At 56.6% G+C, this 12,954-nt stretch carries 11 protein-coding genes and 1 pseudogene; 10 read left to right on the forward strand and 2 right to left on the reverse strand.

Going from position 1 to position 12,954, the window contains the following annotated elements; all coding sequences use genetic code 11:
• Positions 1-48: 48 nt before the first annotated feature.
• Complete coding sequence (locus EDB94_RS11070) at positions 49-588, forward strand: bacterioferritin (RefSeq protein WP_008173036.1); 540 nt, start codon at positions 49-51, stop codon at positions 586-588.
• Positions 589-628: 40 nt separating this feature from the next.
• On the opposite strand, the gene EDB94_RS11075 is transcribed toward EDB94_RS11070, so the two are convergent.
• Positions 629-2,692, reverse strand: a complete 2,064-nt coding sequence (locus EDB94_RS11075; RefSeq protein WP_260312566.1) for a GAF domain-containing protein — start codon at positions 2,690-2,692, stop codon at positions 629-631.
• A complete protein-coding gene (locus tag EDB94_RS11080; protein ID WP_108018385.1) occupies positions 2,679-4,472 on the reverse strand; it encodes a sensor histidine kinase in 1,794 nt (597 codons plus the stop codon). Before EDB94_RS11080 ends, EDB94_RS11075 begins: the two co-directional genes overlap by 14 nt.
• Before the next feature lie 110 nt (positions 4,473-4,582).
• On the opposite strand from EDB94_RS11080, the pseudogene EDB94_RS20895 reads away from it, so the two are divergent.
• From EDB94_RS20895 to EDB94_RS11120, 9 genes and pseudogenes are all read left to right on the forward strand, one after another.
• Positions 4,583-4,840: pseudogene (locus EDB94_RS20895) on the forward strand (Hpt domain-containing protein); the annotation flags it as partial.
• A gap of 174 nt (positions 4,841-5,014) precedes the next feature.
• Positions 5,015-6,286: a diguanylate cyclase gene (locus EDB94_RS11085; RefSeq protein ID WP_260312580.1), complete on the forward strand. Its 1,272-nt coding sequence runs from the start codon at positions 5,015-5,017 to the stop codon at positions 6,284-6,286.
• 12 nt (positions 6,287-6,298) lie between these two features.
• A complete protein-coding gene (locus EDB94_RS11090; protein WP_108018387.1) occupies positions 6,299-7,447 on the forward strand; it encodes a response regulator in 1,149 nt (382 codons plus the stop codon).
• 4 nt (positions 7,448-7,451) lie between these two features.
• On the forward strand, positions 7,452-7,853 hold the full coding sequence (locus EDB94_RS11095) for a response regulator (protein WP_014578605.1): 402 nt from the start codon (positions 7,452-7,454) through the stop codon (positions 7,851-7,853).
• A gap of 96 nt (positions 7,854-7,949) precedes the next feature.
• Complete coding sequence (locus EDB94_RS11100; protein WP_014578604.1) at positions 7,950-8,270, forward strand: DUF2288 domain-containing protein; 321 nt, start codon at positions 7,950-7,952, stop codon at positions 8,268-8,270.
• Positions 8,271-8,282: 12 nt separating this feature from the next.
• Complete coding sequence (locus EDB94_RS11105) at positions 8,283-8,651, forward strand: hypothetical protein (protein WP_053113227.1); 369 nt, start codon at positions 8,283-8,285, stop codon at positions 8,649-8,651.
• 27 nt (positions 8,652-8,678) lie between these two features.
• Positions 8,679-9,587 carry a lysine exporter LysO family protein gene (locus EDB94_RS11110; protein ID WP_014578602.1) on the forward strand — a complete coding sequence of 303 codons (909 nt, stop codon included), beginning with the start codon at positions 8,679-8,681 and terminating at the stop codon, positions 9,585-9,587.
• Positions 9,588-9,840: 253 nt separating this feature from the next.
• Complete coding sequence (locus tag EDB94_RS11115; RefSeq protein WP_260312567.1) at positions 9,841-10,650, forward strand: ABC transporter substrate-binding protein; 810 nt, start codon at positions 9,841-9,843, stop codon at positions 10,648-10,650.
• A gap of 56 nt (positions 10,651-10,706) precedes the next feature.
• Positions 10,707-12,926 carry a PhnD/SsuA/transferrin family substrate-binding protein gene (locus EDB94_RS11120; protein ID WP_227499656.1) on the forward strand — a complete coding sequence of 740 codons (2,220 nt, stop codon included), beginning with the start codon at positions 10,707-10,709 and terminating at the stop codon, positions 12,924-12,926.
• The last annotated feature ends 28 nt before the right edge of the window (positions 12,927-12,954 follow it).

The following is a 12,954-nucleotide window of genomic DNA, read 5'->3' on the forward strand; positions in this document are numbered from 1 at the left end:
CCGCTATGCCGAATTCAAGAGATCAATGAGAGAAACGAGAGAGACATTATGACCGATCAACCGTTTCTGACCGACGTGAAAACCCTCAGAGAGCGGGCCCGCAAGCACATCGAAGAAGGAGCGCTTACCGAGGGCTACGGTGCCAACCGCGACAATGTCGTGAAAATCCTGAATGAGGCGCTGGCAACCGAAATTGTCTGCACCCTGCGTTACAAGAGCCATTACTTCCGTGCCGATGGCATCAACGCCAATGTCGCTGCCCAGGAGTTCCTGGAGCATGCAGACCAGGAGCAGCAGCACGCCGATTGGCTGGCCGAACGTATCGTGCAGTTGGGTGGGAAACCGAACTTCTCGCCCGAAGGTCTTTTAACGAGGTCCCACGCCGAGTTCGTTGAGGGCGATACATTGCGGGAAATGGTAGTGGAAGATTTGGTGGCGGAGCGGATTGCCATCGACAGCTACCGCGAAATTGCCCGTTATCTGGGAGATCAGGACCCGACCTCACGGCGGATTATCGAGGAAATCCTGGCTCAGGAAGAGGAGCACGCCGACGATATGGCCGGTCTGCTGGAAGGGCTGGACAGCTGATTCATCGTGCTTTCAGCATACCGTTTGCGAACCGGGGGCCTTATTGAGTCCCCGGCTCCGCGAGCGGCAAGGTGATCCAGAAGCAGGCGCCAGATCCCTCTTCGGATTCGAAATCGACCTCACCGCCCATTGCCTGCATCAATTCCCGCGTAATCGCGAGGCCCAACCCGGTTCCTTCCTTTGTCCTTGAAGAGGTTGAGTTCGCCTGGGCAAACTTCTGAAAAATCCTGTCCCGGAAACTCTCAGGCACACCAGGGCCCTGATCCCTGACTTCAAGCTTTGCCTCATCCCCAGATTTGGACAAATCCACCCTAACGGCAGCACCGGCCGGGGAAAACTTGATTGCGTTTGACAGAAGATTTGTTATGGCCTGGGTAAGCCGAACAATGTCATAGTTGGCATACAGGTCTCGTTCCAGGACATTCAGTTGCACCTCGACGCCTCGCTTTCTGGCCATCGGCTGGATCTCTTCGACGGCTGCCTCGGCTGCTTTATCCAGTCTCTGGACAGACGCGTCGAACGTCACGTTGCCGCTGACCAGCTTTTCTATATCAAGAAGATCGTCGATAAGATGCCGCAGTTGTTTACTGTTGCGCTGGGCAATAGCAAGCATCTGAGCGGTTTTCTCGTTGATTGGACCGGTTGCGCCGCCAAGGATCAGCCCCAGAGAACCGGATATTGAGGTTAATGGTGTTCGTAATTCATGGCTGACGGTGGAGATGAACTGGTTCTTCATCTCATCGATTCTCTGGCGTTCATCAACATTGGTGATGTAACCGTGCCACAGGATGCTGTCATCGGGCAGAGCCTCCGGTTGTGCCAGTCCCTCAACCCAGCTCCAGCCACCGGTATCCAGGCGCACTCGGTACCGGAGCTGCCATTGAGAAAGAGTCTGTGCAGATTCCTCAATCGACTTGAGCACCCCGGGAAGGTCATCAGGGTGTACCCGGGCTATGGCTTTGTTGGCGTCGATAGCCGCTTCTTCGGCGTCAATCCCATAGATCTCTTTAATGCCCGGGCTGGTGTAAGGAAAACTGCTGTGTCCGTCAGGCCACAGGCGGTATTGGTAAAGCATACCGGGCGCCTGGGTTACCAGTTTGTTCAGGGTTTCTGTGCGCTGGACGCGATAAAGGGTATCGGCCACCCAGTCTGCAAAGAGAGTGACGAACATCTCCTCTGTTGCGCTGAATGGGCGATGTCTGGGCGAGTGCGACGAGAAGTTTACGGTTCCAAAGATTTCGCCGTCGATCCAGATAGGCGCTGCCAGATACGTCTCCAGCCCGAAGATCTCGTAACACGGGCGGTTGGTGAATCCGGATTCGGCCATGTTTTGAATGGCAAACAATTTATGGCTGGATTCGAGGAGCAGGGAGCAATAGGTTTGTTCGAGGGGTAAGGTCGTGCCGTTTTCGATTGGGTTAGTGCCACGGGTGAAATGCCAGTGGATGGTATACACCGTGTCGGTGACCCGGCTGACAATGCCGGTTTCAAGACCAAGATAGTCGCAGGCGATCCTCAGGGCTCTCGCCGCTCGCTCATTGGTGTCACCGGCAGAATCCAGGACGATCTCGGTCAGCACGTTTAGTGCTCGGGTGCGATCCTCGGAGTGGTCCCGGATTGCACCGATCGAGAATTCCCGTTCCACCAGGTCTGCCAGATCCCTCAAGGTTATTTTGTCTTCTTCTGAAAAGGATCGGGGCTTGCGATCAATTATGCAGAGCGTTCCAATCCTCTGTCCCTGAGGGTCGTGGAGCGGAGCGCCGGCATAAAACCGGATATGGGGATCGCCAGTTACCAGAGGATTATCAAAGAAGCGTTCGTCGTCGAGTGCGTTCTCAATGACAAGTGTTTCCTCGCGCAGGACAGCATGTCCGCAGAACGAGATATCCCGACCGGTCTCTCTGGCATCCAACCCCTGGCGCGACTTGAACCACTGTCTGTCCGTGTCAATCAGGGATACGAGCGCGATGGGGACGTTCAGGGTTCGGGCGGCAAGCCGGGTCAGCCGGTCGAATCTTTCCTCAGGTGGTGTGTCAAGGAGAGCCAGTTCCTCCAGGGCAGACAATCGGAAGGGTTCGTCTGGTGGAACGTCAGGTGCCTTCACGGTCGCTCCCTTTCTCCGAGTTATCGGGTTTGCACGCTGGCAGCTGTACCCAGAAACGCGCCCCGTTTTCATAATAGTAACCAACTTCGCCGCCCATCAAGCCCGCCAGCTCCCGGGTGATTGCAAGGCCCAGGCCGGTTCCCGCCTTCGACCTTTCAGTACCTGATTCAGCTTGGGCAAAGCGTTGGAACAATCTGTCAGAAAAGGTTTCCGGGACGCCAGCGCCCTCATCTGCGACCGTAATCCTGATCTGGTTATCCGGAGCATAACTGGACCAGATGCGAACAGTTCCATCCACCGGCGAGAACTTGATTGCGTTGCTGATAAAATTATCCAGTATCTGGCGTAACCGTAGTGGATCAGCCATGAGCCAGTGCTGTTCGCAGTCCTCGGGCTTCAGTGGGATCCGATAATGCCGTGCCATGCTGTCGTTGCCTTGACAGGCCTCATGGACTGCCCGCTGCACCTCGATCTGCCCGAGATGAATGGGCATCCGGCCAGCCAGTGCCTTGTTGAAATCCAGCAGGTCTGAGATCAGGTGCTGAAGCTGTTCGCTGTTGCGGAACGCAACATCGACCATCGCCCGTGCTTTTGCGGGCAGCTCGCCCGCTGCGCCCGCCTGCAACAACTTCAGGGAACCGTTAACGGATGTGAGTGGGGTTCTCAATTCATGGCTGACGGTGGAGACGAACTCATCTTTCAGGCGGTCGAGTCCCTCCCGTTCCCGCATGAGAGTGTTGAACGCCTGGGCAAGATTACGGATTTCCGGGGGGCCGGACTCCGAGACGCGACCGGTGGCAGAACCATCACGGCTAATAGCTCGTATTTTCTTCGACATTATTTCCAGAGGACGGGTTGCTGCGCGAGTAAGAATCAGGGCTGTGACCGCTAACAACACGGTAGCCAGAACGCTTACCACGAGAAATTCCCGAAACGACGCCCAGGCCGGGTTGGTGGCTTTCTCGTAGGGCACGGCGCGCAAAAACATCCAGCCGACTCTCTCGAGGTGTTCGGTGGCATAGATCCATTTCTTGCCTTCGTTATCGGTGACAACGCCGGAGGTCACACCTGAGAGGGCCGCGTCGACGATGAGGTTTTCTCCCGGCGCCGGTAATTCGGGCATCGGCGCGTTTGATGACAGCGAATCGACCTGAATGAACCTTTCAGTGTCCAGTACCTGAAATATGGTTTGTGAATCACCCAGGGTGGTTTGAGGCACTATCCGGGATTCTTCGAGATTCACAATGCCGCCGGCAAACCCGAGCAGGTCGCCGTCGTCGTTTTCAATCGGGGCTACAAACGACAGCAGTGGGAGACCCGTTTTTCGGCCGATGATTGGGCTGCTGATAACCGGTTGCCTGCTTGTCATTGCCCGCCGGAAGTGACTTCTGTCAGCGTAAGAGGTGCCTATGCGGCCCGGCACAAAAGTGTTTTCCGCGATGGCGACGGCATTTGCATCCATCACGGTAAGGCCTTCCTTGAAATAATTGCTCAGAGTGGGTTGGCGTCCCATCAGGTTATTAATGCGCTCAAGAGGGATGAGGTTTTTGCCATCTGTCAGCGTCGCGGCAAAGGCCTGCAAGGCCGTCAACCGAATCTCGAGCGAACGGTTGACTTCGTCTGCAACGCCCCGCGTTTCAATCAGCTGTTTCTGGCTGAGAACGCGTTCGAAGTCTTTCAGCAACTCGTTGTAGGCGGTTCCCAGGAGGATCAGAACGGTAATAGCGCTTGTCAGGAGGGTAATGAGTGCAATTCGGGTGCCGAGGGACAGACGTTTCAAAGTACTTCCTTGGAAGAATAGCCTTGTGGGCCGCAACGTGGTTTCATTGGATACGAGAATAGTGGATTTAATCATTGCGGCAAACTGCTTTTGCCGGAAGAAAGAGAGTAGTGGATTTGCAGTCAGACAATAACGTTTCCGAAAAGCTGAAAGTCCTCAGGGAAAAGTTTCTCACCAGGGCCAGATCAGACATCAGGGAGTTGATCGGCTATGCCGAGCAGACCCGGTCTGGAACATTGTCTGCCGAGGGACTTATCCGCTGTTATCAGTCGTTGCATCGCCTTGCCGGTTCGGCAGGTACCTTTGGCCTTCCTCGGCTGGGTGAGCAGGCGCGCTTAATCGAAAAACAGTTGAAGAGTCAGGCCGAAGCCCTGGGAGAAACGTCGGAGGTGCAGAGGCAATCTGTGGAGGTTTCCGACGGCTTTGCAGACAGCATTGATGCTCTTGCCAGTCTCATCGAGGAAAGCTCTGAGAATCTTTCAAGCGCGGAGTCTGGAAATATAACGTCACCGGATCAGAACCGGTTTGAGGGCAGCCATGGCATGCAGATCCGGATTCTTCTCGTTGACGATGATGCTGGGGGGCAGGTCGCCTCATTGGCCACCGAGCTAGGGCGTTACGGTTTTGTTTGTCAATTCGTGGACCAGCATGACGAAACCGCTCTGGAGGGTATTTTCTCTGGCATTACAGGGGCTTCTTCTATTCTTTGCCGAGATTCGGCAATGCCTGTTGTTATGCAGCACGCAAGGAAGCAGGAAAACGAGGGCTCTCGTCGCAGTCCCCCTGTTGTTGTCATTGGTGCCAATGACTCCTTTGATAATGAATATCGGATTGCAAAGGCTGGCGCATCGGCGTTTTTTGCCGCTCCTGTGAACGTGCCAGAGTTGGCCGAGCGTGTTGAATTGCTGGCGATTGAACGGAGTTCTGGCGTCAACGGCCGGGTGCTTATTGTTGAAGATGATGCTGAGCTGGCCGAGCATTACTGTCTGGTACTGAGCGCAGCAGGGATAGAAGCGAAGTCTCTCACCGACCCAAGGCGTTTGATGGCGGAGCTATCCTCGTTTCAGCCGGACATCGTGCTCATGGATGTTCAGATTGGAGATTACTCGGGCGTCACTCTCGCCCGACTGATCCGTTTCGAGTCTCGCTGGTTAAGTTTGCCCATTATTTACCTGTCTTCAGAGGATGACCGGGGTGATCAGCTTGAAGCACTCTCCAAAGGCGCAGATGAGTTTCTCGTAAAGCCGGTTTCAGATGATTATCTGGTTCGGTCGGCGCGCATTCGTTGCTATCGAGCGCGTCAGCTTTCCGACCTGATGAACCGTGACAGTCTGACCGGGCTTCTCAAGCATTCGTTGATCAAACAGGAGCTTGAAAAAGAGCTCGCGCGATGCCGTCGTTTCGGCCACCTTTCCAGCGTCGCCATGATTGACCTCGACTATTTCAAGCAGGTCAATGATACCTGGGGGCATCGGTACGGCGATATCGTGATACGAGCGCTTGCAAATTTATTACGGAACCGGCTTCGGGAAACGGATATGATCGGCCGCTACGGTGGGGAAGAGTTCATGGTTGTTTTGCCTGATTGCTCGGTGCAGGCGGCGGCAGATTTGCTGAAAAGCATTGGGGAGAGCTTTTCCGAGCTTGTTTTTGCGGTAGGTGAAAAGAATTTCCACGTTACGCTCAGCGCGGGCATTGCCGGCGTCAACGATTTCCCGAGCGGGGCGGAGGCACTGGAAGCTGCAGATCAGGCACTTTACCAATGCAAACATGAAGGGCGTAACGGGGTCGCGATTTATTCCGCGAAGAAATGACGGTGTTTTCTTTTGTCAGGTGGTGGTTTTTTGAAAGCGCTAATCCTCGAAGATGACGATCTGGTTTCGGAACTGCTCGAGACGGTCGTTGCGGGAATCTATCCCGGTGCATTGGTCAAAGTGGCGGGCAGCCTGGGCGAGGCGCTCGAGCTGGTGAGCGGAAATGCATTTGATCTCTTTATTGCTGACTGGAATCTGCCTGACGGTGCCGGGCTGGAGCTCGTCAAAAAAGTCCGGAAATCAGATAGTGATGTACCCATCGTCATGGTGTCAGCCCGGTCAGATCGCGATTCTGTGCTGAAGGCCGCCCATTACGGTATCGATGGGTATATGACCAAACCATTCGATGTGCAACAGTTGCATCAACGTCTTGTCAAACTCCTTCAACCTTCTCAAGACACAGTTCCAGAAGTGTCGGCGTTGCTGAAAAGTTCGCTTGAGGGGATTATCCAGCTGCCAACGGATGTCGATCCGGCAGACGTTCTGGAACTGATCAGACGTCAGGATGAATTATCGCCGTCTCAGTTGGCAGAACGTTGGCGCGAAGAGGCAAGCATTACTGCTCGATTGATGGATGTCGCCAACAGCACGTCTTTTCGGCGTACCGGTAAGCCAGTAGAAAGCCTGCGGGATTCTATCTCCTCGATGGGGGTAGGTCTTGCCTTGAATCAGGTGTTGGCTTTGTCTCTGGATGTGTCTGGCAAGCTCAAACACGAGGTTCTCAAAGGGCTTGCGAAGAGTCACTACGAGGGTGCACTGCAGGTCGCCAAAGAGGCGCAGGGGCTGGCGATCAAACTGAAGAAGCAGCCCGTTTCTTTGCAAAAGGCCGCGTTGCTCAGTCGCCTGGGTGAGCTGGCGGTACTCAAGGTACTCAACGATTATATAGCCCTTGGTGGGGCACTTGATGCGTCCGAGGCGGAGCAATTGGTGCGCACCTGGGCTCAATCCTATGGTAATCGCCTGAAAGTTCAGTGGCGATTGCCATTGAGGGTGAGGGAGTTGATCGGCGCCGTGCATTTTTTGCCTGTCGATTGCACGCAGGAGGACCGGATTATCATGCGCGCCGCTGCAATGCTGGCCGGTGGCCAGAAGGAGTCCGAGGAGTGTCAGCGACTTCTTCGTCGCCTTGGAATGGACACAGAAGAACCAATCAGGGATTGACGCAATGAAACCAGGCAATACCAGCTCCATATCACGAGTTCTTTACGTCGAGGACGACCCGGACATTCGGGCAATTGCTGAAATCGCTCTGCAAGATGTCGGTGGTTTTGAGGCAGCTGTGTGCGAATCCGGCGTTGCCGCTTTGGCAGCGGCTCCAGGCTTCGATCCCGAGCTTATTCTGTTGGATGTCATGATGCCGGGTATGGACGGCCCAGCAACGCTCAAGGCCCTGCGCGAGCTTGACGGGATGGCGGATGTGCCGGTTATTTTCATGACGGCACGACTGCAGAATTCGGAAATACGCGAGTACCGTGAGTTAGGTGCGTTGGGCGTGATCCCGAAGCCCTTCGACCCCATGACCCTTTCGGATCAGATTTCACGTATTCTGCAAGACTCCCGAGGGTAAAACCGGCAGATCGGCAGAGTCCTCCGGCAGGTGCGGAAAGATGCAATTTCCGGTAGTCTGGCCAGCCTGAGCCCTGTTTAGACTGATGAGGTAGTCATGTCATCCTCCCCATCCCGGGACGAATTGAAAGCCAAGCTGAATCTTGAGACTTCTCGCATCCACTGGCACGAACTGCAGACCTACTTTGCGAGGGGGCAGGTCGTCAGGGTGTCGCCGGACCTGGATCTGCTTGAAGTGGCGACTGAGTTGGCGGCGGATAACAAAGCTCGTTTCGAGCAGTGGATGAACGATGGTCGCGTTGGTGAGGTTGCGCCGGACACCGCGCAGGATTGGTATGATCGCAATGCGGAACTCTGGGCGGTCGTCATCGCACCCTGGGTTCTCGTTCAGGACAGGTCAGGGCATGTTCTGCACTGACAGCATAACGCCATGAAGCTCCACTATTTCCACGGCCGTAGCCCGCTCCGGGATCTTGTCATGGTGAAAGACGGCCAACGCATCGAGCTACACATCCGGCCAGCAGGCGGCGGCCATTGGGGCCTGGTCGCTCTCTCTGGCCCTGACCAAGCGCGCCCGGATGGGCAGTTCTGCCGTGGGCCCTGGCCAACCCAGGCCCGGGCTGAATCGGTTCTCCGGAGCGTCGCCGGCACCATGATGGGAAAAGGCTACGAACCGAAGCCCGGAGATTATGCGGTCTGGTCCGTTACCGCCCAACGTCTTGCCCGCACCATCGGCGTTCCGCAGGGTGAACAGGCCAGCCCGGATGCCGACCCCGACCAGTTCAAACCCCTGACCTGATAACCCCCTTTTTGTTTCGAGGACGCCATGCTGACTGGAGCCTTGCTCATTCTTGCTCCCCTGTTCCTGGGTTTTGCCATCGCCCTGGAAAACCGCCGGGCCATGACGGTGATCCATTACACGGTGGAGGCACTGGTTTACTTCATCCTGTTGCTGCTGGGCCTGGGGCTTGGCCAGATGGAGGGCCTGGCGGCGCAACTGGGTGGCATGGCGACCCAGGTACTGGCACTGGTGCTGGTGCTTTTCGTCGCCAACATGTTTGGGCTCTGGATGTTCCACCGCTGGCAGCCAATGTCCATCGAGCGGGTCGAGGGCAGTGTCAGCCCCGGATACCGCCGGCTTTTTCTGGCTGGCCTGAAACCGCTGGTGGCGGTTATTGCCGGGCTGCTTGCCGGCTACTACCTGTTGCCGGACATGCCCATGGCGGAACAGCTGGCGACCTGGTCCCTGATGTTGCTGCTGTTTCTGATCGGCCTGCAGTTGCGCAATGCCGGGCTGTCGCTGCGCAAACTTCTGATGAATCGTCAGGGGCTCGGTATCGCGCTGGCTCTGACGCTCAGTTCCCTGGTGGCTGGTGCCCTGTTGATACCCTGGCTTGGGTTGCCCTGGCACGACGCCCTGGCGGTTGCCTCCGGGTTTGGCTGGTACTCGCTGTCCGGCATTGTCATCGGCGAAGCCCTTGGCCCTGCGTGGGGCGGCGTGGCCTTCCTCAATGATGTGCTCAGGGAGATCGTTGCGCTGGCAATCATCCCCTTGTTGATTGCCAACAGGCCGGCCATGGCTATTGGTTATGGTGGCGCTACCGCCATGGACTTCACCCTGCCGGTAATCCGCAGCAGTGGCGGGCTGACCTGTGTTCCGGTGGCGATCGCCTCCGGTTTCTTGCTGTCTTTTCTCTCGCCGGTGCTGATGGGGGTGTTCCTGTCTTTGGGATAAATTGACGCGGTGCAAGGCAAGTTGCGGTTTTACGGGTAGTATGTGAAGCAGTAAACTGTCGTTTATTGACAAATGTTAATGTCTTCGCCCGGTCCGGAGCCTGATGCAACGCCGTGAATTCCTTGGTCTATCGATAGCAGCCGGACTGTCCGCGGCGGGATTGCCGGGTTGCAGCGATCCCGGCCCGCTGAGGTTCGGTATCCACCCCTGGATCGGCTAAGAGCCACTGTACCTTGCCCGTGATTTCAACTGGTTGCCGGATACGGTTGCGCTGGTGCCGGGCACGTCTGCCAAAGACTCCATGGAGGGCCTTCTTTCAGGGGCGCTTGATGGGGCGGCGCTGACTCTCGATGAAACCATACGCGTATGGTCGAGAGGGCTGGAACTGGTTGTGGTCGCCGTCGCTGATGTGTCCGCCGGCGCCGATGTACTGATGGTCAAGCCATCGATCACGGAATTGGCAGCCCTCAAGGGGCAGCGAATTGCGGTGGAGCTGGACGGTGTCTCGGGCGTTATGCTGTTTAAAATCCTTGAGGTAGCGGGGCTCGATCGCAGCGACGTGATAAAAGTGGATTTGCCGGTAAGCCAGCATGCACAAGCCTGGTCCCGCGGTGAAGTGGATGCTTCCGTGTGCTACGAGCCAACAGCGTCACTCATAGAGAACACCGGAGGCGTCAGACTCTTCGATAGTAGTGCCATTCCGGAAACCATCTTCGATGTGTTGGTGGTGACCCGGAAAGTGGCAGAGAGCAATTCCAGAGCGGTTCGCGACCTTTTGACCGGACATTTTTCCGGCCTGCAGCATCTCGTGCGGAGCATGCACGACTCAATGTACCGGATTGCCACCCGTCAGGGGATCAGTCCGGACGAGGTCCGCACGGCACTGGCCAGCGTTATGCTGCCGGATCTGGCCGCGAACCAGCGTTATCTCAGAGCAGCCGGACCCATCGAAACCATGGCCGGATCCCTGTCTCGCCTTATGCTGGCAGAGGGTATGATTGATCAGAATCCTGGCATCCAGCGCATGTCAGATCCTTCGTTTCTGCCAGCGAGGGTCTCTTGAATATTCGCCGGTTTGCTGCCTGTCTTTGTTTTCTGTTTGCCACGGAATTTGTGGCGATGGCATCAGCCAGTGCCGATGAAACACTGACTATGGGTGTATTCGCCTATCGGCCGGACAGTGTGCTTCAGGAACGTTACCAGCCTCTGACGGACTACTTGTCCAGGGAAACCGGCATATCCGTAAGGCTGGAGGTTCTCAATCAGGAGAATATGAGCCGGGCGATCGCCGCCAACCGGCTCGATTTTTTTCTTACCAATCCCAGCCATTTTCTACTGATCCGAAGCGAACGCAGTCTGACCGGCGTTCTGGCGACTCTGGTCAGGCGCTCCGGCCAGTCTTCGACTGGCAGTCTTGGTGGCGTGATCTTTACCAGGGCCGAGCGCGACGACATTGAACAGCTCGCTGATATCCGTGATAAGACCATTGCCTCGCCCGGTGTCCATTTCCTGGGGGGCTACCAGACGCAGGTTCTCGAGCTCCTGGATGCCGGTATTGATATCCGGAGAGTGAATCTGATCCGGTTTATGGGCACCCACGACCGAGTGGTTCGATCGGTTCTCTCCGGAGATGCCGATGTAGGCTTTATCCGAACCAGCATTCTGGAGCAGATGGCGCAGGAAGACCCTGATCTGTTTACCAAGGTAAAGGTTCTGAACCGTCAGCGGCTGGCGGGTTTCCCCTACGTTGTTTCAACCCGTCTATACCCGGAATGGCCCCTGGTGGCGCTGCCCCATGTAAACGAGCGGGCTGTCCGTCGTATCGCGTCGGCGCTTTTTGCCATTGAGCCGGAAGACGAGGTGGCGCTGTCAGTCGGCATTTCGGGTTTTTCGCCGCCTGCAGACTACCAGTCGGTTGAGTACCTGGCGCGCACTCTACGGGTGCCGCCCTACGACCAGGCGCCCCAACTTACCTGGGTGGATGCGTTGCACCAGTATCGCCTCTGGGTCTTTACCATTCTGGTGTTGCTCATGTTGCTGGTGGCATCGTCGCTCTGGCTGGGCAAGAGCAAGCGGCAGCTGGCCGCGGAACAGAGGCGTCTGCGCCAGCTTATCCGGGGTTGGCCACAAGCTGCATTGCTGATCCGGGGTGGACTTTTCATCGACACCAACCGGGCTTCTGTCGACCTGCTGAGGTACACCTCCAGTGAATCACTGGTCGGCAAGGATCTGGCGGTCTTTTCGCCGGAATTCCAGCCAGACGGGCAGATTTCCCGACAGAAAATGGCGCCCATGCTGGCCCGGGTTTCGGCGGGTCAGGTGGAACAGTGCGAATGGGTTCTGAATCGCTCTGACGGCACGGAGATCTGGGTGGAGCTTACCATGGCGCCCGTCCACACCGAGGACGAACCGGAGGCTCTGATTCTTTGCTCCCTGTATGAGATCACTCTCCGGAAACACGCGGAACAGCGGCAGCGGCTGGCGGCGAGCGTCTTCGAATACGCCCGCGAGGCTATTTTCATTACTGATAATCACGGCATCGTGATTGATGCCAACGATGCGTATCTGGCGATAACCGGCCGGCCCCGCAATCGGGCAATAGGAAGACTGCCACCCTTACCGGTGGAGGAAGGCAGTGGTATTTTCGCCAGTGCCCGGTCTCAGGGCTTCTGGTCCGGAGAGTTCGCCAGCAGGCGCAATGATGGCGAGCCGATTACCTTGTCGGTAACACTCAGCAGTGTTCGTGGCGATCATGGCGAAGTCTCGCATTTTGTCGGTATTTTCAGTGACATCAGTCGGCTTAAAGAGCAGGAAAGAAAGCTCCGGATCATGGCCCATTACGATGCCCTGACCGGAATGCCTAACCGGGTTCTGTTTGCCGACCGGTTGCAGCAGGCCATGGCCCTGACACGCCGACAGAGCGGCAAACTGGCTGTGGTTTATATTGATCTGGACGAGTTCAAGCCGGTAAACGATGCCTTCGGCCATGAGGCGGGTGACCAGTTGCTGGTCGAGATCGCACACCGAATGCGTTCGGAACTCCGGGAAGAGGACACCCTGGCGCGGATCGGAGGTGATGAGTTCGCGGCCATTGTCATGAATGTTCAGGACGATCCGGCCCTGGAAAGCCTCTTGATGCGTTTGCTGGCCCGGGTGGCCGAACCGGTCTGGGTAGCGGACCACAGCGTCGAAGTTTCAGCCAGTATCGGCTACACGCTGTTCCCGCAGGCAGAGGATCTGGACGGCGACCAGCTCCTGCGCCAGGCCGACCAGGCCATGTATCAGGCCAAGCACCGGGGCCGCAATCGCTATGTCCGATTCTCTGATCCATCTTCCTGATAGCAGCCGTTGAACCACTCCATTCCGA

Origin of the sequence: Marinobacter sp. 3-2, from assembly GCF_003751355.1 — a bacterium.
Lineage (GTDB): Bacteria > Pseudomonadota > Gammaproteobacteria > Pseudomonadales > Oleiphilaceae > Marinobacter > Marinobacter adhaerens.

What these genes read in the sequence shown, in the direction of transcription:
- EDB94_RS11110 (WP_014578602.1), top strand. Translation starts at nt 8,679, where the DNA reads ATGCTGACTGGAGCCTTGCTCATTCTTGCTCCCCTGTTCCTGGGTTTT.
- EDB94_RS11085 (WP_260312580.1), top strand. Translation starts at nt 5,015, where the DNA reads ATGCAGATCCGGATTCTTCTCGTTGACGATGATGCTGGGGGGCAGGTC.
- EDB94_RS11105 (WP_053113227.1), top strand. Translation starts at nt 8,283, where the DNA reads ATGAAGCTCCACTATTTCCACGGCCGTAGCCCGCTCCGGGATCTTGTC.
- EDB94_RS11070 (WP_008173036.1), top strand. Translation starts at nt 49, where the DNA reads ATGACCGATCAACCGTTTCTGACCGACGTGAAAACCCTCAGAGAGCGG.
- EDB94_RS11120 (WP_227499656.1), top strand. Translation starts at nt 10,707, where the DNA reads ATGGCATCAGCCAGTGCCGATGAAACACTGACTATGGGTGTATTCGCC.
- EDB94_RS11095 (WP_014578605.1), top strand. Translation starts at nt 7,452, where the DNA reads ATGAAACCAGGCAATACCAGCTCCATATCACGAGTTCTTTACGTCGAG.
- EDB94_RS11100 (WP_014578604.1), top strand. Translation starts at nt 7,950, where the DNA reads ATGTCATCCTCCCCATCCCGGGACGAATTGAAAGCCAAGCTGAATCTT.